19 protein-coding genes are annotated in these 25,655 nt (G+C 48.3%); all 19 read right to left on the reverse strand.

Translation table 11 applies throughout. The annotated features are described in order from the left end of the window. Nucleotides 1–43 precede the first annotated feature (43 nt). The 19 genes from HNP82_RS00405 to HNP82_RS00495 all read right to left on the reverse strand — a co-directional run bounded on the left by HNP82_RS00405 (nucleotide 44) and on the right by HNP82_RS00495 (nucleotide 25,631). Nucleotides 44–3,514 carry a DNA polymerase III subunit alpha gene (locus tag HNP82_RS00405; protein WP_183770224.1) on the reverse strand — a complete coding sequence of 1,157 codons (3,471 nt, stop codon included), beginning with the start codon at nucleotides 3,512–3,514 and terminating at the stop codon, nucleotides 44–46. An 81-nt stretch (nucleotides 3,515–3,595) separates the two neighbouring features. Then, nucleotides 3,596–3,994: a PaaI family thioesterase gene (locus HNP82_RS00410; RefSeq protein ID WP_183770226.1), complete on the reverse strand. Its 399-nt coding sequence runs from the start codon at nucleotides 3,992–3,994 to the stop codon at nucleotides 3,596–3,598. Nucleotides 3,995–4,202: 208 nt separating this feature from the next. Beyond that, nucleotides 4,203–4,469 (reverse strand): HPr family phosphocarrier protein, encoded by a 267-nt coding sequence (locus HNP82_RS00415; protein WP_183770228.1) that lies wholly within the window; start codon nucleotides 4,467–4,469, stop codon nucleotides 4,203–4,205. A 30-nt stretch (nucleotides 4,470–4,499) separates the two neighbouring features. Further along, on the reverse strand, nucleotides 4,500–5,453 hold the full coding sequence (whiA, locus tag HNP82_RS00420; protein WP_183770229.1) for a DNA-binding protein WhiA: 954 nt from the start codon (nucleotides 5,451–5,453) through the stop codon (nucleotides 4,500–4,502). Between the two features lie 28 nt (nucleotides 5,454–5,481). Continuing rightward, nucleotides 5,482–6,357 carry an RNase adapter RapZ gene (gene rapZ / locus HNP82_RS00425; RefSeq protein ID WP_183770231.1) on the reverse strand — a complete coding sequence of 292 codons (876 nt, stop codon included), beginning with the start codon at nucleotides 6,355–6,357 and terminating at the stop codon, nucleotides 5,482–5,484. Between the two features lie 60 nt (nucleotides 6,358–6,417). Continuing rightward, entirely contained in the window at nucleotides 6,418–7,344 is a 927-nt protein-coding gene (murB, locus tag HNP82_RS00430) for a UDP-N-acetylmuramate dehydrogenase (protein WP_183770233.1), read from the reverse strand. Nucleotides 7,345–7,531: 187 nt separating this feature from the next. Continuing rightward, nucleotides 7,532–8,203: an HD domain-containing protein gene (locus HNP82_RS00435; protein WP_183770234.1), complete on the reverse strand. Its 672-nt coding sequence runs from the start codon at nucleotides 8,201–8,203 to the stop codon at nucleotides 7,532–7,534. Between the two features lie 102 nt (nucleotides 8,204–8,305). After that, entirely contained in the window at nucleotides 8,306–9,679 is a 1,374-nt protein-coding gene (locus tag HNP82_RS00440; RefSeq protein WP_183770237.1) for a PhoH family protein, read from the reverse strand. A gap of 145 nt (nucleotides 9,680–9,824) precedes the next feature. Beyond that, a complete protein-coding gene (gene ppk1, locus HNP82_RS00445; protein WP_183770239.1) occupies nucleotides 9,825–11,870 on the reverse strand; it encodes a polyphosphate kinase 1 in 2,046 nt (681 codons plus the stop codon). 321 nt (nucleotides 11,871–12,191) lie between these two features. Further along, the gene (locus tag HNP82_RS00450; protein ID WP_183770248.1) at nucleotides 12,192–13,136 is read right to left on the reverse strand and encodes an ROK family glucokinase; all 945 of its coding nucleotides are present in this window, start codon (nucleotides 13,134–13,136) and stop codon (nucleotides 12,192–12,194) included. A 126-nt stretch (nucleotides 13,137–13,262) separates the two neighbouring features. Next, nucleotides 13,263–14,240 carry an HPr(Ser) kinase/phosphatase gene (hprK, locus tag HNP82_RS00455; RefSeq protein ID WP_183770250.1) on the reverse strand — a complete coding sequence of 326 codons (978 nt, stop codon included), beginning with the start codon at nucleotides 14,238–14,240 and terminating at the stop codon, nucleotides 13,263–13,265. Nucleotides 14,241–14,343: 103 nt separating this feature from the next. Beyond that, nucleotides 14,344–16,203, reverse strand: coding sequence for an excinuclease ABC subunit UvrC (gene uvrC, locus HNP82_RS00460; RefSeq protein WP_183770252.1), 1,860 nt, complete (start codon nucleotides 16,201–16,203; stop codon nucleotides 14,344–14,346). Between the two features lie 133 nt (nucleotides 16,204–16,336). Beyond that, the gene (ftsH, locus tag HNP82_RS00465; protein ID WP_183770255.1) at nucleotides 16,337–18,427 is read right to left on the reverse strand and encodes an ATP-dependent zinc metalloprotease FtsH; all 2,091 of its coding nucleotides are present in this window, start codon (nucleotides 18,425–18,427) and stop codon (nucleotides 16,337–16,339) included. 14 nt (nucleotides 18,428–18,441) lie between these two features. Beyond that, entirely contained in the window at nucleotides 18,442–19,449 is a 1,008-nt protein-coding gene (locus HNP82_RS00470) for a DUF7309 domain-containing protein (RefSeq protein ID WP_183770257.1), read from the reverse strand. 39 nt (nucleotides 19,450–19,488) lie between these two features. Continuing rightward, nucleotides 19,489–20,592, reverse strand: a complete 1,104-nt coding sequence (locus HNP82_RS00475; RefSeq protein WP_183770259.1) for a putative NPN-dependent ornithine cyclodeaminase — start codon at nucleotides 20,590–20,592, stop codon at nucleotides 19,489–19,491. Nucleotides 20,593–20,606: 14 nt separating this feature from the next. Then, nucleotides 20,607–22,226, reverse strand: a complete 1,620-nt coding sequence (locus HNP82_RS00480; RefSeq protein ID WP_183770261.1) for a M20/M25/M40 family metallo-hydrolase — start codon at nucleotides 22,224–22,226, stop codon at nucleotides 20,607–20,609. A gap of 94 nt (nucleotides 22,227–22,320) precedes the next feature. Beyond that, nucleotides 22,321–23,721, reverse strand: coding sequence for a YfcC family protein (locus HNP82_RS00485; protein WP_183770263.1), 1,401 nt, complete (start codon nucleotides 23,719–23,721; stop codon nucleotides 22,321–22,323). Nucleotides 23,722–23,734: 13 nt separating this feature from the next. Then, nucleotides 23,735–24,961: a M20 metallopeptidase family protein gene (locus HNP82_RS00490; protein WP_183770265.1), complete on the reverse strand. Its 1,227-nt coding sequence runs from the start codon at nucleotides 24,959–24,961 to the stop codon at nucleotides 23,735–23,737. Between the two features lie 331 nt (nucleotides 24,962–25,292). Beyond that, complete coding sequence (locus tag HNP82_RS00495) at nucleotides 25,293–25,631, reverse strand: DUF1292 domain-containing protein (protein WP_183770267.1); 339 nt, start codon at nucleotides 25,629–25,631, stop codon at nucleotides 25,293–25,295. Nucleotides 25,632–25,655 lie beyond the last annotated feature (24 nt).

Genomic DNA, 25,655 nt, shown 5'->3' on the forward strand with positions numbered 1-25,655 from the left:
CTGATGGCTGAACTATTATAAGCACTTAAATTTTAATATAAAATTAAGACATTTTCAAGGCATTTTGTACGATTTTGATGTTTTCGCTGCCAAACTCTTCACCGAGATGATATAAGAGCCCTTCGTCCCCAGACACATTATAAATAGCCGGCAGACGTTTAATGGCTTTCTGGGCCTGGCAGTAGATCACCACCCGGTCCTGACCGTCACTGTTTTCAATGGCCTGATACACCCGGTTTTCGTTTTTCATGAACGTTTCCTTGTCGTCAAAACGTATCCACACTTCCTTAGGAATTTGTGAAAAGGCCACCACTTTCTCACAGATCAGCTTGCCTTTGGCATCTTCACTTAAAGATACCCGGCCCCGGACATAGATCTTTTCGTCCTCATTGAGATACTCCCTGTATTTTTCATAATCTCTTGGAAATACGATCACTTCCACCGTACCCAAAAGATCTTCCAGGGTGATAAAGGCCATGAGCTGGTCATGTTTTGTCGTCTTTACAGTCTTTCCCGTAATCATGCCGCCAACGATAACGGTCTGGCCGTCATAAATGTGGGCGTCAGTTATGTTATCCTCATCGGTCTCAAAATCTGTGGTCACGGCGGTAATATTTCTCCGCCACGCCTTCTCATAGGCTTCCAGGGGATGGCCGCTGATATACACACCAAGAACTTCTTTCTCATAGGCCAGAAGAGCCTCCCGGTCGTACTCTCCCACATCGGGATAACGGATTTCGAAAGCTTTTTTCTCCTCCTCCCCCACAAAATCAAAAAGGGACATCTGCCCGGTCATAGACTTCTTTTTATCAGCCACCGCCTGGTCAAGGATGCGCACGTAGACCATCATCTGCTGGCGGCGGGTGTACCCGAAACTGTCAAAAGCGCCGGCTTTAATAAAGTTCTCGATGGTCCGCTTGTTGACTTCCCTGCCGGCCATCCGCTCACAGAAATCTGTCATGCTCTTAAATGGGCCGCCAAGATGGCGCTCCGACACAATGGCCTCAATGACCGGCTTTCCGATACTTTTTATAGCGGAAAGTCCATAACGTATCTTTCCGTCTGTCACGGAAAAGGCGCTCTCCCCCTCGTTAATATCCGGCGGCAGGAGATCAATGCCCATCTGGCGGCAGGTCATAATATATTCCGCCACTTTGGAAGAATTTTCAATGACTGACGTCATGAGGGCCGCCATAAACTCCACCGGATAATAACATTTTAAGAAGGCGGTCTGATAGGATACGATGGTGTAGGCCGCCGCGTGGGATTTATTAAAGGCGTATTTGGCAAAATCCACCATCTCGTCGAAAATCTTGTTGGCGGTGGCCTCGTCAATGCCGTTTTTAATACAACCGGGGACATTCAGCTCCTCATTGCCGTAGACAAAATATTCCCGCTCCTTTGCCATGACGTCCGCTTTCTTTTTGGACATGGCGCGGCGGACAAGGTCGCTTCGGCCCAGATCATATCCGGCCAGCTTCATAACGATCTGCATAACCTGCTCCTGGTACACAATACATCCGTAAGTTGGGGCCAGAATCTCCTCCAGTTCCGGACAGTCGTAGTGGATGGAGGCGGGATCGTTTTTGCCTTTAATATATTTGGGGATGAAATCCATAGGACCTGGACGGTACAGAGAAATCCCGGCGATAATATCTTCCAGACTGGCAGGCTTTAACTCTTTCATAAAGTTTTTCATACCCGCGCTTTCCAACTGGAAAATACCATCGGTTTTTCCTGAACTGATCAGTTCAAAAACCTTTGGATCATTGTAATTGATCTGGTCAATATCCAGGTGGACGCCAGGGCGGCGGTTGACAAGCTTTTCCGCGTTCTGAATCACTGTCAATGTACGCAGCCCCAGAAAGTCCATTTTTAACAGTCCAAGCTCCTCCAGTGTTGTCATAGTAAACTGGGTGGTAATGGCATCGTCGGCGCCTCTGGACAAGGGGACATATTCATCCACCGCTTTTGGACTTATGACAACGCCGGCGGCGTGCATGGACGTATGTCTTGGCAATCCTTCAAGTCTTTTAGACATGTCGATTAGATAATGAACCTGCTCGTCCTTTTCATAGAGGGAGCGCAGCTCCGGGTTCATTTTAAGCGCCTTATCAATGGTGATCCCAAGCTCTGTGGGGATCATTTTTGCCACCATGTCCACCTGGGCGTAAGGCAGATCCAGGGCTCTTCCCACATCACGGATAGCATTTCTCGCCGCCATCGTACCAAAGGTGACGATCTGTACCACCCGGTCTTTGCCGTATTTCTCCACCACATAGTCGATCACTTCCTGGCGCCGCTCAAAACAAAAATCCACGTCAATATCCGGCATGGTCACACGATTAGGATTTAAAAAGCGCTCAAAAAGGAGACTGTATTTAATGGGATCAAGCTTTGTGATCTCCAGACAGTAAGACACAATACTCCCCGCAGCGCTGCCCCGGCCAGGTCCGACGATGATCCCGTGGTCTCTGGCATATTTTATAAAATCCCAGACGATCAGAAAATAATCCACAAACCCCATGGAGTGAATCACATCAAGCTCGTAGGTGAGCCGGTCTTTAAGTTCCTGGCCGGGATTTTCATAGCGGCGGGCAAAGCCGTCCCAGGCAAGTTTCTGAAGATAAGTCCATGCGTCATAGCCCTCAGGCACAGGATACTGGGGCAGCTTGTATTCCCCAAATACGATCTCCACCTGGCAGCGCATGGCGATCCGGTGGGTATTTTCCAGGGCTTCCAGGGCATAGGGAAAGAGTTCTTTCATCTCCTCTTCCGACTTTACATAATACTGCCCGCCTTCATAGCGCATACGGTTTTCATCGCTGACCTTTTTGTTTGTCTGTATACACAAAAGAATATCGTGGGCCTGGGCGTCCTCGGCATAAGTGTAATGGATATCATTGGTCGCCACAAGGCCGATGCCGGTCTCCTGGCTCATACGCAAAAGGGCCTGGTTGACCATACGCTGTGCGGGAATGCCGTGATCTTGCAGCTCCAGGAAAAAATTACCCTTTCCGAAAATCTCCTCCAGAGACAGGGCCGCTTTCACAGCCTCGTCATAGAGCCCCTTGGTAATATAACTTGGCACTTCTCCGGCAAGGCATGCGCTTAAAGCGATGATTCCTTCGCTGTACTGACGCAGAAGCTCTTTATCCACCCTGGGCTTATAGTAAAACCCCTCGGTAAAGCCTCTGGAGACGATTTTGATCAGATTGTGGTACCCAACATCATTTTCCGCCAGCAGCACAAGGTGATAATACCGGCTGTCATCCCGTCCTTCCTTTTCAAAACGGGACCCCGGCGCCACATAAACCTCGCATCCGATAATGGGCCGTATGCCGTTTTTTTTCGCTTCCCGGTAAAAGTCGATAACACCATACATAACGCCATGGTCGGTAATGGCCACGCTGTCCATGCCAAGCTCTTTCACCCGGCCGATCAGTTCTTTAATTTTATTGGAACCGTCCAGCAGACTGTACTCTGTGTGGACGTGCAAATGTGTAAAGCTCATAAAAGCCTCCCAACTTTTCCAGCCTTTCTCTAAATTTTCCGGCTGTATTGTTACCATTCATGGCAACAATATATGGATCAGTTACTTGCTGTTTAACACGTAAAAAGTCACAGATGCCCGGGCGATCAGTACATTCCGTTCGTCAGTGACGCGCACGTCGAATACCGCGATATGGTTTCCGATCCGCACCGGCTCTGCCCTGGCAGTCAGCACTTTAGACTTAATAGCTGCGTTAAGGAAATCAATATTGGAGGAAAGTGTCGTACAGGACTTCCCTGTGGACACGAAGGCAGTGCCAGCGATGGTGTCAACCAGGGTGAAAATACATCCGCCATGGATGGAACCGATAGGGTTGCCGTGGATCGGCGCAAGCACAATGCGCCCTGCGGCGTGTCCCTGATCCGCTTCAAGGATCTCAATACCAATATGTTTCGCGAACCCGTTGGATTCTACCCGCGCTTTGATTTCTTCCTTTGTCATCTTTAAAACCTCCTGTCAAATCTTACAGACTCCATACCGGTAGCCTGTCTCATTTTATAACAATTCAGCCCGCTTATTTACAAAAACGCGCCATCCCTGATGGCAAAGCTGTTACCATATTAGAAAAAAATGCTGCCGGAAATGCTCTCCGGCAGCTACAATATGGGATTCATCGCGTTCTTTCTTATTCCAGAAAATAAAAATGTAATTACTTGCTGACTTCCTGACCAATCAGATATTTTTCGATGTTTTCTACAGCCTTGTTTTCATCAGCGCCATTTGCGATAATTGTAACGTTTTCCCCTTCACTGATGGCAAGGCTCATCATCCCCATAATACTTTTCGCATTTACTTTTTTGTCTCCGTTCTCCAGGTAGATGCTGCTGTCATACTGACTGGCTACCTGAACCAGCAACGCTACCGGCCTAGCCTCTAATCCGGTTGGAATTTTAACTGTAACTTCCTTTGCAACCATATTTTGTACCTCGCCTTCCTTACTTACGTTTCAATGCCCGTGACATCGAAGCTCGTCTGCTATCATGCCTAACTTTCTCAGACGGTGATTAACTCCGGATTTTCCCACCGGTTCGCTGAGCATCTTTCCCAACTCCACCAGGGTTGCCTCAGGATATTCCAAACGCAGATAAGCAATCTCCTTCAAGCCGTCAGAAAGCTGGCTAAAGCCTATGGAATCTCTGATAAGTGTAATATCTTCCACCTGTTTTACAGCGGCGGACACAGTTTTATTAATGTTGGCAGTCTCGCAATTTACCCGACGGTTGACGCTATTGCGCATCTCCTTGAGAATACGAATATTTTCCATCTCCATAAGGGAATTGTGGGCGCCCATAACATTAAGCATATCAACAATCTGCGCACCTTCTTTGATATAAACAATGTAGTGCTTTTTCCTGACAATAATCTTGCCTTCGATATTAAACTGAGCCATAAGCTGTAATAACTGAAGTGCCTTTTCATTACTGGAACAAGAAATTTCAAAATGATATGTTTTCTGTGGATCGCTTACAGATCCTCCGGCCAAAAATGAGCCCCGCAGAAAGGCCCGCATACAGCACGGATTTTGAACAAGAATGTGATCGGATACGGAAAAATCTTCCCGTATCTGGCCTTCGGGCGTCATCAGCCGTGTCGCATACAGAATCCTGCGCGCCATAGCGTCCTGAGATACTGTAACAATGTAGGTTCGTCTTTTCTTTAAGTAGTAATTACACCGAACAGAAACATCGCTATTAATATTAAATGATTTTTTCAATAATGTAAAGTACTTTCTTGCTACAGAAATAACTTCTGTATGAATTTTTATAGAAATTTTATCATTTTCATCAATCAATACCCGGCCGCACATGGACAGGATCGCGGCCATCTCCGCGATCTGGCAATGTCTGGCCGATGGACATTGCCTGGATAATTCTTCTTTAACCACTGAGGAAAACGACATCTTCTTGCTGCTCCTTTTCTGCGCGGGATCAGTGCTGGATATAACGGCGGTCTCTGTCAATATCCCGGTGTTCCACCTTAATACCGTAAGCATGGCCAGACAGCCGCTGATAAAAGGCATTGGCTAAAGTTACGGAGCGGTGTTTGCCCCCGGTACAGCCGATGGCAATGACAAGCTGATTTTTTCCCTCATTCATATATTTGGGAATAAGGAACTCGATCATATCCACCAGCTTCTCAAGAAAGATGCCCGCTTCTTCAAATTTTAATACATAATCGGAAACTTCTTTGTCATTTCCTGTTTTTGCCTTTAATTCGTCAATATAATAAGGGTTGGGCAAAAAGCGCACGTCAAATACCAGATCCGCGTCGGCAGGTATACCATATTTAAAGCCGAAGGATAAAACGGTGACAAAAAAGCTCTGATAATTTTCATTTTTCACAAATATCTTATCAATTTCAGATTTTAATTCTCTCGTAAGAAGTTGGGACGTATCTATAATATAAGTTGCCTTTTCTTTTAAAAATGTCAGTTGCCGGCGCTCGCTGGCCAGCCCCTCTTCGATCCGTCCCTCTTTCATCAGGGGATGGCTGCGGCGTGTTTCCTTAAAACGCTTAACAAGGACAGAATCCTGACAATCCAGAAACAATATTTCATAATGGATACCGCTCAGGGAAAGCTGATTCAGCATGGGGAGAAGCTGAGGAAGATCCTCTCCGCTGCGAATATCAATCCCCAGCGCTACTTTATTCATCATCTCCGGCTCCTGAAGGCCGATTTCCGCAAACTTGGCAATCAGAGGAATCGGCAAGTTATCTACGCAAAAATAGCCAGCGTCCTCAAGCATTTTTAAGGCTGACGACTTTCCGGCGCCGCTCATTCCAGTTACAATTACAAAACGCATCCCTCTCACCTCTTTCCGCCTGATGGCACAGGCTTTATCCGGCACATATGTGTACAATGTCTAAAATTCTCCTACGATCCGCACTTCCGGTTCCAGGCAAACATTAAACTTCTCCTGGACAACAGTCTGAATATAGCGAATCAGCTCAAGAACATCTTTGGCTGTAGCGCTTCCCGTGTTGATGACAAAGCCGCTGTGTTTTTCTGACACCTGAGCCCCTCCTACGCGGCAGCCTTTCAGGCCGGCGTCCTGGATCAGCTTTCCGGCAAAATAGCCTTCCGGCCGTTTAAAGGTGCTTCCGGCACTGGGATATTCCAGTGGCTGCTTTTCCCGGCGGCGGAGTGAAAAATCCTCAATTCTGGCCTTTATATCCCCAGGTTCTCCATAACAGAGCAGCATGGAAGCCTCAAGTACGATCATCTGCTCCCGTTGGATAATACTTGTCCGGTAACCCATAGCCAGATCCTCTTTTTTAAGAAAGAGGAGTTCTCCCCGGACGGTCAATACTTTGACAAAATCCATGAGAGGCCCCATCTCGCCCCCGTAGGCGCCGGCATTCATAGTCACTGCCCCGCCAAAGGTTCCCGGAATACCGCTGGCAAACTCAAAGCCTTCCAGCCCCTCCCCGGCGATCAGACGGGACAGGCGGGACAGTAAGATCCCAGCCCCTGCTTGAACACGGACCTGACAGCCATCCAGCCTTTCAAAAGACACCTGATCCATGGTCTGAAAAATCTGAAAAACAACGCCCCGGATACCTTTGTCGCCAACTAAAAGATTACTGCCGTTTCCAATGATCATCCAGGGAATCTCCCACTGCTTACAGCACTCCACAGCCTTCACCAGAGACTGTTCATCTGGCGGTATGACAAAAAGATCAGCCGGTCCGCCGATACGAAAGGTGGTATGCAGGCTCATCGGCTCGTCAAAACGGACGGCGCCTTTTCCAACGATTTCTGTCAATGCATTTATAAATTCTGTTGTCATGGCTGCTCTCCAATCCATCATTTAATAGTATTTATATTACATGATTTACCCTGGATATTCAAGCCTTTTTCTATCGGCGGCTGTCCGCATAGTAACTATTGCCATGCATCTCGGATTCTCCCAGCTAACGCTGTTTTGCCGCCGCTTGCGCGGCTGAATAGTTACTCCGCATATACACGGTCTTATCTTAACACAGCTTGCTGCCGTTGGCTACCAATTTAAAACGGCAGCCCAGAACCTGGGCGGCTCTCCGGCACATGATCATACGCTGGAGAAAAATTTCAAAATAGTCCATCACTGTACACATAGAATCGTCCAGGTACATATCCATCTGGATCACCTTTTTTTCCGGATGTACCGTCAGGGTGGCAGACAGTACGGCGTAGTTGACCCGGTCATGGGCATCAAAACTGGAGATCACCGTATTGCGTACACGGTTTCTGCGCACATCGGTCTTATCTGCCAGGATCAGGGCGGCAGACACCATATCTACCGCCGTACCTGTGGACTCGTCGTGATTACCTATGGCACAGGCCACACATATGGCATCACTTAAAGGCATTTTACGGGCCTTTAATATATCGTAAGCCAAAATAGCCCCGCTGTGGGCATGATCATTGCGGTTAATACTGTTGCCGATATCATGCATGTACCCGGCAATCTTTGCCAGCTCCACCGTCTTTTTCCCGCAGCCAAGCGCTTTTAAAATCTGCCCGGCAGTCTGAGCCACCTTCGCGGCGTGTTTGCGTGAATGCTCGGTGTATCCCAAAACACCCAACACATCGTTGCCCTTCTCAATTAAAAGATTGACTTCTTCATCATCCCGTATCTGTTTATAGGTCACTTTTATATCTTCCATAATAATCCTTCGATACAGCGACAGCGGCGAAAAAAATTTCCGCCGCTGCGCCTCTTTTTCCCTTTTCTTATTTATGATATTGAGGTCACATTATGTTACTATTCACAGCCTTTGTATGGCGTCCATGGCCAATCCGGAGCGCTCACACTCTTCCGCCGTCAGAGTGATCTGCCAGCACAGAGGGCTCCCTTTCATATGTTCAGAGGCGTAGCTTAATCCATTGGTCCGCTCGTCCAGAAACGGGCGGTCGATCTGGTTTGGGTCTCCCAGCAGAATGATCTTTGTGTCTTTGCCGGCTCTTGTAATGATCCCCTTGACCTGGGCCGGCGTCATATTCTGGGCCTCGTCAATGATCAGATAGGTTTTGATAATGGACCTTCCCCGGATAAAGTTCAGGGCCTCCGCCTGAATGATCCCCCTCTCAAAGATTTCTTCCACTTTTCCCTGAAGTTCCCTCTCGTTTTCAAAGCGCAGCTCTTCATTGGAATCCACAAGCTGCTCCAGATTATCCATAATGGGACGCATAAGGGGAGAGATCTTTTCCTGCTCATCTCCAGGAAGGAAACCGATGTCTGAATCAAACTGGGCGTTTGGTCGGCAGATGAGGATTCTCCGGTATTCCCCTGTAGGGTTGTTGATCATTTTCTCCAACCCCACCGCCAGAGAATAAAATGTCTTGCTCGTCCCCGCCATACCTTTGACGATCACCAGCGGAGCTTTTTTCGCCGGCTGCATAAGGGCCTCCTGGAGAAAATACTGGCCGCAGTTTCTCGGCGATACCCCGTAGGGCTTTGCCTTTTTATATTCCAGCTTATGTATGATCCCGTTTTCCACCCGTCCAAGCTGAGTCTTTTTTGTGGACTGATCCGCGCTGATAATGACAAACTCATTTTCCCAAAGCTGGGGAGTTATCCGATTGCCTTCGCTGTCGCAGGTATAGACCATAGAGACGGGAATGCCCTTTTTCTTAAAATCCTTAAAGATTTCCTCCGGGGCATAGACGCTGATCCGACCTTCATACTGGCCGTCATGGGTGCCTACCTGTTCTGTTGTAAAGTCCTCGGCTTTAATACCTACGATCTGGGCCTTCACTCTCAAAAGCATATCTTTTGTGACAAGAACTACCGGATCAGACTGAGACCGGGCTAATCCAAGGCAAACTTTCAGGATACGGTTATCCATACGGTCCTCCGGCATATCCTGAGGAAGTTCTACGCTGATAAAATTCTTCTCCACCCGAAGTAATCCGCCGGACTTTAATTCCACGCCGGCCAGCAGGTCGCCTTTAAGGCGCAGCTCCTCAAGAAAACGTATGGCAGTTCGGGCATTGTACCCTTTTTCACCCTCGCCATTTTTAAGTTTATCCAGTTCCTCTAAAACAACCACAGGCACGATTACCTGATTATCTTCAAAACATTCAAAGGCGTAAGGTGCCTGAATGAGAACGTTGGTATCCAGCACATAGGTCTTTAACATGTATAATCTCCTTTATTCCCGCGAGCAGTGAGTCAAGCGGACGCGCCTGCGGGTCCATTTGGCAAACGCCGCGAGGGTCAATGCCCCGCAGCTTACACTGCGTTAACTATTTTCATGCCCGGTCAGCTTGCTGCGGAGCAATTGACTACTGGGCCGCTCTGGCATAGGCATGAGCGTAAAATTCCTCCTGGGCGTTTAATGGTGACTCTCCTTCATCGGAGATCGTATAATTGCCGTTGGAATCCTCCCGGCGGGCTTTCTGGTTGTCGCTCAGCAGCATGATAAACATTTCGCTCAACTCCATCTGCAGGTCACGGTCAAAAACGGGAGCTGCCACTTCCACACGGCGCACCGTATTTCGGGTCATAAAGTCCGCAGAAGAAATATAATATTTTTCCCGGCCATCGCAGCCGAAAATATAAATTCTGGAATGTTCCAGAAAACGTCCCACAATGCTCAGGACGCGGATATTGGCTGTGGCCCCTTCCACGCCGGGGATCAGGCAGCAAATGCCTCGAATCACCATGTCGATCTTGACTCCGGCACAGGACGCCTCAATAAGCTTATCAATAATCTTTTTATCAGTGAGAGAATTTAATTTCAGGCCGATATAGGCAGGCTCCCCGGCCTTGGCGTGGCCGATCTCCTCATCAATCAAATCCAGCACACGGTTTTGCAGGCATTTTGGAGCGACTAAAAGATTTTTTGTTTGCTCCACAAATTCGCCTTTGGCAAGGCACTGGAAAATATTAGCGGCCTCAAGACCGATATCCACGTTAGCGGTCATAAGAGAAAGATCGGTGTAGAGACGGGCTGTGGCCTCGTTATAATTTCCTGTACCAATCTGTGTAATATACTCGATCTGCCCCTCGTTTTTCCGGGTGATCAGACATAGCTTGGAGTGGACTTTATAGCCTTCCAATCCGTAAATAACCTGGCATCCGGCGTTCTCTAACCGTCTGGACCACTCAATATTATTTTCCTCATCAAATCTTGCCCTCAGCTCCACAAGGACAACAACTTCTTTGCCGTTTTCGGCGGCTTCGATAAGGGCTTCGATCACTTTGCTGTGGCGGGCCAGACGGTACAGTGTCATTTTAATGGAAACAACACTTTTATCGTGGGCCGCCTCATTGAGAAGGTTTAAAAATGGGCGAATAGATTCATAGGGGTAGGACAGCATTTTATCCTTTTCTTTGATCTGCTCAATAATAGAGCGTCCCTCCTCGAACTGAGGGGATTTTTGAGGCACCCGTTTTTCAAAAAACAGTTCCGGATTTTTTCTCAGTTTATCCCGGACCGAAGATAAAAAAGACATATCCAGAGGCGCGTCCCCGCGAAACACGTGGCTGCGTTCCACTTCCAGATAACGGCAAAGCACGTCTACCACATCCCCGTCCATCTCTCTGGAAAGTTCCAGGCGCACCGGGGATAGTTTCTTACGGCTTTTGATCAGATCCGCCATAAATTCCCGGTAATCCAGATCCTCATCATAGAGGGCATCGGTGTCAATGTCCGCGTTTCGGGTAATACGGATCAGAGATTTTGCTTTTACAGAATAGCCTTTAAAAACTTTGGCGATAAAATGAAGGATAACTTCTTCGGATAATACGAAATAGCCGCTTTTTCCGGGAATCTCAATCAGACGGCCAAAGATATTGCTTGTACACGGGATTATGCCCATGCGCTCTTTTTTATTTTTTGTCTCAAGAATGACAATGGCGTAAATTTCTTTGTTTCTCAAAAACGGAAAGGGCTGACGCTTTCCCACTATGGTTGGGGAGATCAGGGGGGCAATCTCTCCGTCAAAGTAGGCTTCCATAACAGACTCATCTTCTTTTTCCATCTTTCTGAAGGTTGTCAAATGAAAACCGTAGTCCTCCACCTTTTCCATAATCTCCGCGTACACGCTGTCACGGCGGCGGTTCAGCTTCTGGACTTTCTTTAAAATAGCATCAATCTGCTCCTGGGACGTCATATTTGTTTTGTTGTCCCGGATCTCTTTGTTTAAAAGTTTCTGATCCATTAAAGAGCCGACCCGGACCATAAAAAATTCATCAAGATTGCTCTGATAGATGGAAGCGAAGGACATGCGCTCGCACAGGGGAACATTTTCATTTTCAGCTTCCTCCAGAACCCTCTCATTAAATTTAAGCCAGGACAGCTCTCTGTTCATATAAATATCTTTCATTGAATTTTAACACCTCAAGTTATAGTATTTGCGTATACTATGTTATCAGACTTTTGTAAAATCCTCCCCTGTGAAATGTTAAGATTGTGTAAAGGAACTTACATTTCCCAGCCATTCAGACAGATCTGAGAAAAAAACGCCAGATATAAAGAGAAACCCCCTTCCCGCAAAGATTGCCCTGTATTTTGTAACAATCCGGCCCATAGCCGGTTCATTACTACAGCCTGTCTTTGGGAAAGAGGGTTTTAATCCTCACATATAATCGTCTAAAGCACCGGTTCAGACATATTTTCCAGATCCACTGTCTGCGCTCGTAACCCCTTACTGCAGTACCAGTCTCGCGGCACCCACCATGCCGGCGTCATTGCCAAGGGTAGCCAGAGCGAACTGGGTGTCTCTCAGCGCGTGGAAAGCATTGGGTGTGAAAGCTGCCTGAATCTTGTCAATGAGATACTGTCCGGCTTTGGATACGCCGCCGCCGATAACAATGATCTCCGGATTGACAACAGCACAGATGGCAGCCAGAGCGTCGCCAAGATATCCTGCCATCTTATCAACAACGCTTTCGGCGCCTGCGTCCCCGGCTTTCGCCGCGTCAAGAACATCTTTCGCGGTAATCTGAGGCAGATCTCTCAGGGATGTAGGTGTGTCTGTCTCTTCCACGAGACGTTTTGCCAGCTTAACAATACCTGTAGCGGAAGCCACCTGCTCAAGGCATCCATGATTGCCGCATCCACATGTGCCGATGGTATCTTCCGGCGCTACAATGTGAATATGTCCGATCTCACCGGCCGCGCCGTTGACACCTGCAACGATCTCGCCGCCTAAAATAATTCCGCCGCCGACACCAGTTCCCAGAGTCACCATAACAAGGTCGTCATGGCCCTTGCCGCCGCCCTGCCACTGCTCGCCGAGAGCGGCGACATTGGCGTCGTTTCCTGCCTTTACAGGAACCCCCAGAAGGTCGCTCAGTTCTTTGGCACAGTTAAATACGCCCCAGCCAAGGTTGGCACACTTTAATACTGTGCCGTCATCTTTAATGGGGCCGGGAACGCCCATGCCGGCGCCCACAACATCCGCCATATCAATGCCTTTGTCAGCCACATATTTTTTCAGAGAATCCGCAATATCTCCAAGAATATATTTGCCGTTTTCCTCTGTACGGGTAGTGATCTCCCACTTGTCCAGGAACTTGCCCTCCATGGACAAAACGCCGATCTTGACAGTGGTTCCCCCAATATCAATACCAAAACAAATCTTAGCCATTTTAAGTATCCTCCTTAATGTGTAAAAAGTTTATCTCAACTGCCTGGACATTATACTCATCCGGCAGTGATGGCCCCCTGATATTCCGCAGGCCGCCCTGTGCCTGCCGCTAAGCTAAGCCTGTGACTACTGCTGAGCATCGCTGTTCTCGCTCTCAGCACGCTTCTTCTGAAGATTTCCCGTGACCCTCCGGTACAGCTCATGGGCTGCATTATAGCCCATCTGCTTCTGACGGTAATTGACAGCCGCAGATTCTACGATAATGGCCAGATTACGTCCCGGACGAATGGGGATGGAGTGGCATACCACTTTGTGGCCGAGAAACTCCGTGTACTGTTCTTCCATGCCCAGCCGGTCGTACTCCCGGTCACGGTCCCATTCTTCCAGCTTAATAACCAGATTAATATTCTGCGTCTCCTTAACGCTCTCAACACCGAACAATGTCTTTACATCAATAATGCCGATCCCTCTAAGTTCAATAAAATAGCGGGTAATGTCCGGCGCTGTGCCCACAAGGACATCCTCGCCAATCTTTTTAATCTCCACCACATCGTCGGATACAAGGCGGTGTCCCCGCTTGATCAGCTCAAGGGCCGCCTCGCTTTTTCCGATGCCGCTCTCGCCGATAATCAGCACACCCTCGCCGTAAACATCTACAAGAACACCGTGGATGGATATTCTCGGCGCCAGTTCCTCGTTAAGAACATGCATCACTTTTGCCAGGAAATAGGAAGTCCCCATGTCTGTGAGGAGTACCGGTATCCCGTACTTGTTCCCCAGCGCGATAATGGCATCGCAGGGACGATTATTGCGGCAGAAAATCAGACACGGTATTCCAAACTGGAACATGCGCTCAATACTGGCCGCGCCTTTATCGTCATACACCTGGTTAATATATGAATATTCCACATTTCCAATAATCTGGATACGGTTATTGTCAAAAAAATCATAATACCCCGCCAACTGGAGGGCCGGACGGTTAATATCCGGCTGCTTAATAAGAATCTTGCTTGTGTTAATCTCCGGATTCAGATTAATAAGTCCCAGCTTATCAATAACTTTGCTGAGCTTTACACTGTAATTGCCTTTGCCATCTTCAAACATAGGCCGCCTCCTTTACACTGTTTCACAGGCCAAGCCCCCGTTGTATGGGCGCTGATTTCCGGCCCGAAATACAGTATTATTTTACCATATCTGACAATGTACATCAATGGAAAAAATCGTAAACCTTCCGGGCTGCCGCCATGTTCATAGAGTCAATAGCCGCCAGTTCATCCACCGTGGCGTTTTGTATAGCCTGAATTTCTTTAAAGTGTCGAAGCAAGGCTTTGCGCCGCGCCGGGCCTATGCCCTCAATATCATCCAGAACTGAGTGAACCTGACCTTTCTGTCTTAGGCTGCGGTGATATTCAATGGCGAACCGGTGAGCCTCATCCTGTATTCTTGTGATCAATTTAAACATTTCCGACGTCCTACTGATAGGAATCTCCAGATTGTTATAATACAACCCACGGGTATTGTGGTGGTCATCTTTAACCATACCGCATACGGGAATATTGAGATGAAGGCTGCCGAGAACTTTCAGGGCCACATTCACCTGGCCTTTGCCGCCGTCCATCATGATCAGGTCCGGGAAAACCGAAAAGCTTCCCATGGAATCCGGCATTTTCTTTTCCCTCAGCTCTTTTTGCTCTTCCAGGCCGTGGATAAACCGGCGGGTAAGAACTTCTTCCATAGACTGGTAATCATCCTGCCCTTTAAACCATTTGATCTTAAATTTCCTGTAGGCGTTTTTCTTTGGCTTGCCATCTTCATAAACGATCATGGACCCCACATTTTCGTAACCGCTGATGTTGGAAATGTCAAATGCCTCAATACGCATAATCGACGGAATATCCAAAGCCCTGCCAATCTCCCGGACAGCACCGGTAGTTCGTGCTTCCTCCCGCCGGATTTTCTCACTGTCTTTTTGAAGAACCATGCTGGCATTATTGGCCGCAAGCTCCACAAGGCGCTCTTTTTCCCCTTTTTTTGGCACAGTGATAGTCACTTTCTGCCCCCGGCGCTCCGAAAGCCACTGAGTGATCACATCCCTCTCGTCAATATCCTCCTGTATGAGAAGATTTCCCGGAACAAAAGGGGTACTGGCGTAAAATTGCTTGACAAAGGCGGTGAGGAGTTCCCTGTGGCTGTCATTTTCTACTCCTGTCAGGTAAAAATGATCCCGGCCGATAAGCTTTCCGCTCCGGATAAAAAACACTTGGACAACCGCCTCGTCCCCGGCTCTGGCAAAGGCGATCACATCCCTGTCATCCATATGGCTTGTGCTGGTAATCTTCTGCTTCTGGGAGATCTGATTAACACTGTTTAAAAGATCCCGATATTCAATGGCCTTTTCAAATTCCATGGCATCGGAAGCTTCCTGCATTTTATTTTGAAGCGTCTGAGCCACTTCTTTATAGTTTCCTCCAAGGAAACTTAAAGCTCCGGACACATTTTTCCGATACTCCTCCTGAGAAATATAGTCCTGGCATGGTCCAAAACACTGACCCATATGGTAGTAAAGGCATGGCCGCTCTTTTCCCCTGTCATTTGGCAGAGTCCGATTACAGCTTCGTATTTTATAAATCTTTCTCAGCAGCTCAATGGTATCTTTCACCGCCAGTCCGCTGGTAAAGGGACCAAAATACTTGGCGCCGTCCTTTTTGACCCGGCGGGTCATCATGATCCGGGGATAAGGCTCATTGACTGTCACCCGGATGTAAGGATAGGTTTTATCGTCCTTGAGCATTGTATTATATTTAGGCCGGTGTTCTTTGATCAGATTACATTCAAGGACAAGAGCCTCCAGCTCGGAATCCGTCACAATATACTCAAAACGTGCCACCTTCTGGACCATACTGGCAATTTTAGGTGAAAGATTCCGGCTGTTCTGAAAATACTGGCGGACACGGTTTTTCAGGCGGATGGCTTTGCCGACATAGATAATATCATCGTGGCTGTCATGCATAATGTAAACACCCGGACTTGCCGGCAGCTTTTTAAGTTCTTCTTCAATATCAAACATAACAAATATATCCTTTCTCCATACCCATGGACAGTTTTTTCCTGTAAGACGCGCTGTCCCGGAGCATAAAAGAAACCTGAAGGGCGCTCTATGTCCCCCCAGGTCTCCCTGCAGTCTGATAATTCGCAATTAATTATTCTTTAATGGAGCCCGGTGATACAAAAGGACTTCCCTGGCTGCCGCGATTTTCAGGATGATCCTGATTTCCCGTAGGATTTTCCGGGCTTTCCTCCTCAGAAGGATTATGTTTCACCGGCGGCCACACACTATCCTCGCTTAACGGCGGCGTCTGGCGGCCCTGGGATGAGCCCCCGCCATTTTGTTCCGGAGGCATAGACACTTTAAACAAAGGGTTCCCTCCAGAAGGTGTGTTTTTCCGGGACGGATCCGCGTCCGGATTTCTTTCAGGCATTTCAGGTCTGGGCGGTTCTTTTGGTCCTTTCTTTTCCAGAACATCTTCATCATCGGGAATCCCGCGTACCTGATTAAAGATATGCATAAATTCCTTGCCGGTGATGGTTTCATTTTCAATAAGGTAGGCGCTGATCTTATCAAGAGCCTCCAGATTATCTTTTAAAAGGGCTACAGCCTTCTCATAGGCCCCTTTCAGGATTTTCATGACTTCCTGGTCAATCTCCCCGGCTGTGGCATCGCCGCAATTTAACACAGCTCTGCCGTCCAGATACCGGTTTTCAATAGACTCCAGTCCCATTAGCCCAAAGCGCTCCGACATACCATACTGGGTCACCATAGCCCTTGCCAGAGCTGTGGCCCGCTCAATATCGTTGGAGGCCCCGGTGGTAACAGAGTCAAAGCGGACATACTCCGCAGCCCGGCCTCCGTAAAGGACAACCAGTTCTTCCTCAATCTCCTTCTGGGACATGAGATACTTTTCTTCCTCAGGCACCTGCATAGTATAGCCAAGAGCCCCCATAGTCCTTGGCACAATAGTGATCTTCTGCACCGGTTCCGTATTTTTCTGGAGAGCTGCGCAGAGGGCATGGCCCACCTCGTGATAAGATACAATCTTGCGCTCTTTTTCGCTGAGAACCCGGTCTTTCTTTTCTTTACCGGCGATAACAACTTCCACCGATTCAAAAAGATCCTGCTGGGACACCGCCTGACGGTGATGTTTTACCGCGTTTAAGGCGGCTTCATTAATGATATTGGCCAGATCAGAACCCACAGCGCCGCTGGTCGCCAGGGCGATCTCATGAAAATCTACAGTCTCATCCATGCGCACGTTGCGGGCATGGACTTTCAGCGTATCAATACGGCCTTTCAGGTCAGGCTTCTCTACAACGATCCGCCGGTCAAAACGTCCCGGCCGCAGCAGAGCCTTGTCAAGAATTTCCGGCCGGTTGGTGGCCGCAAGGATAATAATACCTTTGGAGGCGTCAAAACCGTCCATCTCTGAGAGGAGCTGGTTCAACGTCTGCTCCCGCTCGTCATTGCCGCCATAGCGGGAATCTCTGCTCTTTCCAATAGCGTCCAGCTCGTCAATGAAAATGATACACGGAGCGGACTGCTGGGCCTGCTTAAACAGATCGCGGACACGGGAAGCTCCCACGCCCACAAACATTTCCACAAAATCCGAACCGGACAGGGAGTAAAAGGGCACGTTGGCCTCTCCGGCCACAGCCCGGGCAAGGAGAGTTTTACCTGTTCCAGGAGGGCCTACAAGAAGGGCGCCCTTGGGAAGTTTCGCTCCGATCTGAGTGTACTTTTCCGGATTGTGAAGGAAATCTACGATCTCACGGAGAGATTCCTTGGCCTCCTCCTGACCTGCCACATCTTTAAACGTAACGCCGGTCTGCTTCTGTACATAGACCTTAGCGGTACTCTTTCCCACCCCCATGACGCCGCCGCCTTTGGACATGGCCCGGAATACAAAGACCATAACCACGTAAATGACTACCAGAGGCAGTACATAATACAGCAGTATCGTCATCAGGGTGCTGCTGGACTGCTGAATCTCACGGCGGAAATCTATCCCCGCGTTGTCCAGACGTTCAGTAAGCTGCGGATCGTTCATTTGCCCGGTATAATACACCATGCCAAGGAACGGATCCTCATCACTACGTGTCAGTTCAATGGTTCCATCATTTTTTACAAGGACTTCCCGGACTTCATCATTATTAATCCATTCCAGAAATTCATTATATGTGATCTCCTGACGCCGGCTGTCCCGGATCTGGGCAGATAAATAATTGAAAAATATCATTATGATTACCGCGATCACGCCAATGATGACCCAGTTGAGATCATATCCATCAGTTCCATATTTTCTTCTTCGACGGCAATATCGCAATCCTCACAGAGCTTATCCAAAGCCGTCAGTATCCATGGATTTCTCGCCCTGATCATATCCGGACGTCCATACTCTAAAACATAGTTGACAAAAAATCCAAGGACGATCTCCTCCTCTTTATCCTTTGGACTTAACATATTCATGGACAAAATCATTTCCTGATCTTCATCTGCCACAATAAACAGGAGCGGATTTACAGGCCTATCCTCATGATCGTCTTTCACTGCACCATTAAGATAGGCAAATTCCATAATCAGGCAGACGTCGATCATTGGTTTTAATTGCAGCCGCTTTTTAAGCACCTCATCGGCCAGATCCAGCATAGGATAGGTTTTTTGACGATAGGGAAGAGGCGCTATTTCACTGCGCCATTGTCCGGTTACCGGATCGGCGATCCGCCACAAAGCATCCCCGGCGTCAAAATTGGCTTTCAACTGTCCCCGGTTCATTTCCTCCACCAAGGCTATGGCCTGACCAATGGCCCGGATCATCACATCCACCTCACGGGCATCCGGGGTAAACGGGGCGTAACGTCGCTTATAAGACTGAAAGTAAGGCCACTGTCCCCGCCCCCGGTATTTGCGCCCTAGAGCAGTAATATTTTTCTTCTGAGGTGGCGGCACTTCCTCCCGATCCCCCCAGTAACAGCACAGAGAACTCTGCTCATACATCAGATAGTCCATAGGAAGCCCGCTGTGGTCCGCCGTGGCAATCATATCAAAATCGGCCAGACCTTCCATACCCTCATAGACGGTATAGCCAAAACATTGTCCGGCCCGCCCCATAATGCTGACAAACACAATATTTTCCGCTTCTTCCGACTGTATACATAAAAGATCCGTGTCAAAGAACAGATTCCAGGGCTCCATCTGTTTTAAATGATCTGTAATATCGTACAGCGCTCTCCACTGATCCATAGATGCTTCTTTACGCATAGACAACCCCCTTCGTTATTTTTATCTTCATCGTGTTCTCTACTCTTCCGTTAGATTCAACCCATTGCGCACATGGACAATGAAATCCTGAACATTGGTCACAAAAGTTTTCACAGAAAGGCTTCCCCGATCCCTCAGCTTATTCACCGCGAACTCCGAAATATCTACGGAGAAAAAATACAGCGGACGGATTTTTCCATCGGACTCCCTGAAAGAGGGGGTCATATTCCCAGTGGCAATGGTGTGGAGGGCTGACGCCATACAGATGACAGTGGTAGCCTTGCGCACAAGATCTCTCATGGCGTTCTGGCCTTCATAGACATTGCCGAAAACTTCCGGCAGAGGGCCGTCATCACGGATGGAGCCGACAAGGACGTAAGGTACATGATTTTTCACACACTCATACATGATCCCGTCGCCGGCATAGCCCTCGCCGACAAAATTTTCGATACTTCCACAGCCCCGGACCTTGTTAAGGGTGTCAATGTGGTTATAATGTCCGCCCGGCATACTCTCCTGGGTATAGACATCCTGCCCCAGGGCCGTTCGAAGATAAGCTGCCTCCAGGTCGTGGGTTGCCAGGGCATTTCCCGCCATTAATCCCTGGACATAGCCAGCCCGGATCAGGGCAGCAAAGGCGTTTCTTGAGTCCGCGTCAAAGGCGCAGGCCGGCCCCATGACCCATAAAATATTTCCGCCGCCCTCCTTTTCATATTTTAAAAGCTCATAAAGCTCATCGTAATCTTTAGAGTAGGCGGTCTCCCTGGAGCGCAAAGCCCTGAAGGCAAAAGTGTCTTCATTTTCCCGAATTTTCCCCTGGTTAAAACCGTGGGGCCAGACATAGATGCCTTCGCTGCCATCCTCAGTGCGCCCCACAAAAACAAGGTCTCCCTTTTTCAGGTTCCGAAACTCTACTACACGGATCTGGCCATGATCGTAAACCGCCACACAGTCCATACGGCTTTCCTTTGCCAGTATCCACTGGCCATTAACCTTAAAATACTCTGGAAAAATTGTTGTCGCGTGGTAATTATCCGGCGCCACAAAATCTTTCTCCACGGCCGCCATCACAGCGTCCGGCGCTTTTTGTAAAAATTCCTGGTTAAAATCCGGTTCTATGTACTCCGGCATTGTAAAACCCATAGTCAACACCCCTTTTATATGTTTCTGATCAGACTGCGCATCATTGCCGGCAAAAGTTCCTCAATATCCGGCTTATATACCCGCTCCTTCCACTGATGCATGGCCTTAGATCGGGGCCCCATCCAAAAGGAGGGCATGCTCAATTCCTGGATGTCCTCAAAAGGAATATCATAAATACTTTCCGGCAGCGTCAGATTGCTCATAAGGCGGCGCTGGGCCTGGGCATCGGCGCACATCATATAGCTGATATCCCCCATACCGGCAAAATAAGGTTCAACACTTCCCGTATATCCATTTTCACCAGCGGCTTTCTCGTAAAGCTGCTCCAGCTTTCCAATGCCGCCCTTTAAGCGAAAGCTTGTCACCGCCGGATAATATGGCGGCGCGATGCCGATGACCACTACCGGATCTTTGATTCCTGACCGCTCTGTGAGATCCTGCATGTAAGATACGCTGGCCTGGATCAGAGTCATCTCATTGCCCCGGATTTTTTTGGACAGACTGTCGTTAAACGCCTGCTGGCGCTTTTCAAAATCCGGCTCCCGCTCTTTTACAATAGCCAACACTTCTTCCAGGCGCATCACTTTCGGCCTGAAATCTTTAAAAACTTCTGTCCTGACGGCTCCAAGTTCCCTGGCTTTCTCAAAAGATTTCCGGTATTTTTTCGCCGCCTTCTTCATGGCTTTTTTACAGGAAGCCTCCACCCGCTCCATAAGTGCGTCAGGAGAAACGCTTTCCAGGAACAGTATACTGATGGCCGCAGCAGCATACTCCACTAAAGACACATCGTAAGCCGGTTTTAAATCCCTCTGCCACAAAACTGTGGGAGGCTGGACACTGATACCATAATCGGTGGAAATATAATCTGCGTTCATCTCGATCTCCCGGACAACTTCCGAGATCATGTAGGCAGCATTCAGCCCTTCCAATGCCTGGGCACTGTGAGACAGATATCCTCTGGCCAGGATCAGGGGCAGCACCTTTCCCGCACCGCCGCCGTACATGTTCACATGGTTTGACGCTTCCGGGTCATTGTCTTGGGGTTCCCCGATGAGGCACAGGCGAAAATCCAGATCATACTCATCCCGCAGCCTGCGGATGAGAGGCATGGCACAGCGCATTCCCGCAGAAAGGTTCTCCTCATCATAGACGGCCACAAATAAAATAGTATTTTCAAAACATTCCTCACCAAGAACAATTTCAAGAGCCGCTGAAAGCCCTCCTTTCATGTCGGCGCATCCCCGGCCGAAAATCCAGTTGTCGTCATAAAGATCCTTAAAAAAACTCTCATCTTTTACCCCGTCATTTTCCAGATGAGCCTGCTGCATCCGCTCTTTGAGAAGATCCGGCTGAGTGGCCACATCCTTAAAAGGCCCGTAGCTATCAATCTCCACCGCATCATAGTGTCCGGATAACAACACTGTTTTCTTACTTTTTCCGGGACGAAGAGCCCACACTACCGGGCGGTCCATGAAATCCCCAAAGGTTTCCATGCCGCACAGGGCAGGATTCGCCTTAAAATAAGAGTTTTCACTGATCATGTCATATATTTTTTCCCCAAGAGCTTTTTCGTATGCGCTCCCGGTATCGCTGCGCACACCTGCAAGTTCATATAATATGTCCAACGCTTTCACTTTGTTCACCTCAAAATCAACATTATAACTATTCAGCCGCGTTAGCTGCGGAAATCCGAGAGGCATGGCTGAATTAATAATTAATTGCCAACTTTTAAAATGGTCCGTAGCCGATGGCATTGGCAATGATGACAAGGACAAAAGCCGCCACCATCATAGATACATAGATTTTCCAGCAAAACCGTATCCACTCTCCATAGCCGAGATTGCACATGGATAACCCGACCATAGCGCTGCCCGGCCAGAAACTATTGGTAATGCCGTCGCCATACTGATAGGCCAAAACAAGGACCTGCTGATTAATATGTAAAATATTTCCCAGAGGCTGAAGTATGGGCATAACAATAACCGCTTTGCCGCTGCCGGATACAACGAAAAAGTTAAACAACGTGACGAATACATAAATAATGAGCAGCGTCACAATTGCGCTCTTTCCGTTGAGGAAACCGGACATGTGGTAAACCAGCGTATCCAGAATCTGGGCCTGGTTCATCAGCGCAACGACAGCGTTAGCCAGGCCGATGGCAAAGGCCGCAGAAAACACCCTAGTAGCTCCCTGGGTAAATATAGTACATACCCGGCTTGGGCCAATGCGGAAAATGACAGCCAACACAAATCCGAAAATAACATACAGGGCGGCAATCTGCGGGAAAGACCATCCGAATCCCACAGCGCCTATGCCCTGGATAATAATAACTACAAGGAAAGCGATCAGGCCCAAAACCCTGGGCAGCGTCATTTTCTGGTCATTTTCCTGAAAATCCTCTGCTTTCTGAGTTAAATACTCGTCTCGGACAATACTCTTTTCCGGGGTCTTTTTAATCTTTTTGCAGTAAAAAAACAGCCCAAAAAATCCGATAATATAAAAGACAACAAGTCCTACAGCCCGCATTCCCATACCGGAAAACATAGGCAGCCCCACAAGCTGCTGGGCCACGCCTGTGGTAAACATGTTAAGCATTCCGCAGGTAAAACCTACAGTACTTCCCACAATGGCAAGGCCCGCGCCCACCACCCGGTCATAGCCCAGGGCAAGGCCGATAGTCACCGCCAGAGGGTAAAAGGGATAGGCCGCCTCACCGTATCCAAGTACGCCAAAAACAACAAAAATAGTATAGAAGATCACAACAACGGAAAATTCTTTCCCTTTTGTGTGTTTGAGGATCTTCTGTATCCCGGCGCCGAAAGCACCGCTGACTTCCAGTATGTAAATAATACCGGAACTTATAAACAGAGTACCCATAATGCTGGCACCGCTTACAAAACCATTATAAATGGCCTCAAAGAAATTCATAAATGTAATAGGATTACTTTGCTCCACATAGGAAAAGTTATCCGGATTAATGATCTCCCGCCCGGTATCGGAGTCTAAAACCCTCTCGTAAGCGCCGCTTGGAATAATCCAGGACAAAATAACCACGAGAAGCATCATAAACATTAATATAATATAGACATGAGGCAGCTTAAATCCTCTTTTCATTTTCTCTTGACGCATTGCAATCTCCTCCTTACCGGGCCGCTTTTTCTCTAAGCCATTCAAAGGCACAGTTAGCGTAAAGCGCCGCCCCGGTGGTAAATGCCTCCTCCCGAAGCATCATCCTGGGATTATGCATAGGCGCTGCCCCTTCCTCGCCATCACCTAGACTTAAATACATTCCCGGCACTTTCTCTGTAATATATCCAAAATCTTCCGTAGCTTTCATGGGCGGCGTTACAGACACATTTCCATCTCCCGCCACTTCCTCAATATAGGGAAGGAGGGCATCGCAAAATTCCGGATCTGTGCAAGTGCTTGGCGTTTTAAAGCAGGTCATCTCAAAACTGCCACGCCACGCCCGGACATAGCCGTCCACAAGCTCAGGAATCCGTTTGGCCAGATGGTTCCTGGCCGCCACATTTAGTGTGCGCACACCAATGTGAACCTGGGCGGTGTCTGGGATAATATTAACCGCTGTCCCTCCTTTGGCAACGCCACAGGTCAGAGCCACCATGGCCTCCGGGTCCACCTCCCTTGTCACAAGGAGATTCACCGCCTGATAGACCTGGTTCATGATCATTAACGGGTCCACGCACTCATGGGGTGCGGAACTGTGGCCTCCTTTGCCTTTGATTTTCACAATATAAGTGTCCAGAGAAGCGGAGTTGACGCCCTTACAGTAAGTCACCTGGCCTTCTTTTTTATTGGCATGGATATGGATTCCAAGAGCCCCGTCTACATGAGGATTTTCCAGAACACCGCCTTCCACCATAAGCCTTGCGCCGGCGCCAGTCTCCTCACCAGGTTGAAACAGCAGCTTAACTGTGCCGCAAAGCCGGGATTCCATAGATTTCAAGATGGCCGCAGCTCCTAAAAGCATGGCCACATGACTGTCATGGCCGCACATATGACCATATCCGCCTTTAGCTGCAAAGGGCAGGTCATTTTCCTCTTTTATGGGGAGGGCGTCCATATCCGCCCGAAGGAGTATACACGGGCTTCCGCTGCCAATCAGGGCTGTGACACCTGTGGCCCGCTCCATCTTGGGAAAACCTGCCTCCAAAAAATCCCGGATCAGCTTTTCCGGCATCGGCACTATATGTTCCTTAAAAGGAATGCCCATCTTTGTCAGCCTTTTCTTAATGTAGGCGCATGTTGCCGGTAGATCCATGCCAATCTCCGGATGCTCATGGATATACCGCCGGTCGGCAACGATCTGGTCTTTCAGACTTTGGGCCATCTCCAATATTTCTTTCATCTGATCACTCCTGTCTTTAATGAGCGCTACAAACCGATAGTCCTGCTGCCGGCTCTCCCTCCGGATTCCCTGCTCTTTATCACTTTATCACGTCTCATCATGATTTATAAAAAGTAACAGTTCAGCCCGCGCCATCCCCGGCGGTTGAACTGTTATAAAAAAGATGTTGAGGTCAAATTAAAATTTGACCTCATTATAGCACAGTTGCCAAAAAAACAGTAGTTCTTTTTTATAAAAGCTTTACAAAAGCCCTGAAGTCCACAGCGTGAGAGACTTTTGTCCTCAGCCATAAACTTCAGGGCTTTTAATGCATTTTGTAACTATTCAGCTATCAGTCTTCGTCGTCAAACATCTCGTCAAATTCTTCGCTGTCAAGAAGTTCATCGAAAGCGTCCGCAACGATCTCATACTCTTCGTCATCAATAATGTTGTCAAGCTGAATCTCACCGTTGTCAAATTCCTGGAAACGGTAGAGATAAACATCGCCGTCCTCGCTGTCCTCCTGATCTAATGGGATCAGAGCGATATACTGATTTTCCCCCGCAGGGAAAATAGATAAAACAGCGCACTCAAGTTCAGAGCCATCGTCAAGTGTCAATGTAACAGTTGCCTCGTCATCATTGTCCTGGCATCCACAATCACAGTTCTTGCCATGTGTATCTTCACTCATAAGCAATACCTCTCATTCCTTAGA

The sequence above is a fragment of the Catenibacillus scindens genome, assembly GCF_014202115.1.
Taxonomy (GTDB): Bacteria; Bacillota; Clostridia; order Lachnospirales; family Lachnospiraceae; genus Catenibacillus; species Catenibacillus scindens.

What these genes read in the sequence shown, in the direction of transcription:
- HNP82_RS00410 (WP_183770226.1), bottom strand. Translation starts at nt 3,994, where the DNA reads ATGACAAAGGAAGAAATCAAAGCGCGGGTAGAATCCAACGGGTTCGCG.
- HNP82_RS00470 (WP_183770257.1), bottom strand. Translation starts at nt 19,449, where the DNA reads ATGCGTAAAGAAGCATCTATGGATCAGTGGAGAGCGCTGTACGATATT.
- HNP82_RS00405 (WP_183770224.1), bottom strand. Translation starts at nt 3,514, where the DNA reads ATGAGCTTTACACATTTGCACGTCCACACAGAGTACAGTCTGCTGGAC.
- rapZ (WP_183770231.1), bottom strand. Translation starts at nt 6,357, where the DNA reads ATGCGTTTTGTAATTGTAACTGGAATGAGCGGCGCCGGAAAGTCGTCA.
- HNP82_RS00440 (WP_183770237.1), bottom strand. Translation starts at nt 9,679, where the DNA reads ATGTTAAAGACCTATGTGCTGGATACCAACGTTCTCATTCAGGCACCT.
- hprK (WP_183770250.1), bottom strand. Translation starts at nt 14,240, where the DNA reads ATGTTTGAAGATGGCAAAGGCAATTACAGTGTAAAGCTCAGCAAAGTT.
- HNP82_RS00475 (WP_183770259.1), bottom strand. Translation starts at nt 20,592, where the DNA reads ATGGGTTTTACAATGCCGGAGTACATAGAACCGGATTTTAACCAGGAA.
- HNP82_RS00495 (WP_183770267.1), bottom strand. Translation starts at nt 25,631, where the DNA reads ATGAGTGAAGATACACATGGCAAGAACTGTGATTGTGGATGCCAGGAC.
- ftsH (WP_183770255.1), bottom strand. Translation starts at nt 18,427, where the DNA reads ATGATATTTTTCAATTATTTATCTGCCCAGATCCGGGACAGCCGGCGT.
- murB (WP_183770233.1), bottom strand. Translation starts at nt 7,344, where the DNA reads ATGACAACAGAATTTATAAATGCATTGACAGAAATCGTTGGAAAAGGC.
- HNP82_RS00450 (WP_183770248.1), bottom strand. Translation starts at nt 13,136, where the DNA reads ATGGCTAAGATTTGTTTTGGTATTGATATTGGGGGAACCACTGTCAAG.
- HNP82_RS00490 (WP_183770265.1), bottom strand. Translation starts at nt 24,961, where the DNA reads ATGAAAGAAATATTGGAGATGGCCCAAAGTCTGAAAGACCAGATCGTT.
- ppk1 (WP_183770239.1), bottom strand. Translation starts at nt 11,870, where the DNA reads ATGAAAGATATTTATATGAACAGAGAGCTGTCCTGGCTTAAATTTAAT.
- HNP82_RS00485 (WP_183770263.1), bottom strand. Translation starts at nt 23,721, where the DNA reads ATGCGTCAAGAGAAAATGAAAAGAGGATTTAAGCTGCCTCATGTCTAT.
- whiA (WP_183770229.1), bottom strand. Translation starts at nt 5,453, where the DNA reads ATGTCGTTTTCCTCAGTGGTTAAAGAAGAATTATCCAGGCAATGTCCA.
- HNP82_RS00435 (WP_183770234.1), bottom strand. Translation starts at nt 8,203, where the DNA reads ATGGAAGATATAAAAGTGACCTATAAACAGATACGGGATGATGAAGAA.
- uvrC (WP_183770252.1), bottom strand. Translation starts at nt 16,203, where the DNA reads ATGTTTGATATTGAAGAAGAACTTAAAAAGCTGCCGGCAAGTCCGGGT.
- HNP82_RS00415 (WP_183770228.1), bottom strand. Translation starts at nt 4,469, where the DNA reads ATGGTTGCAAAGGAAGTTACAGTTAAAATTCCAACCGGATTAGAGGCT.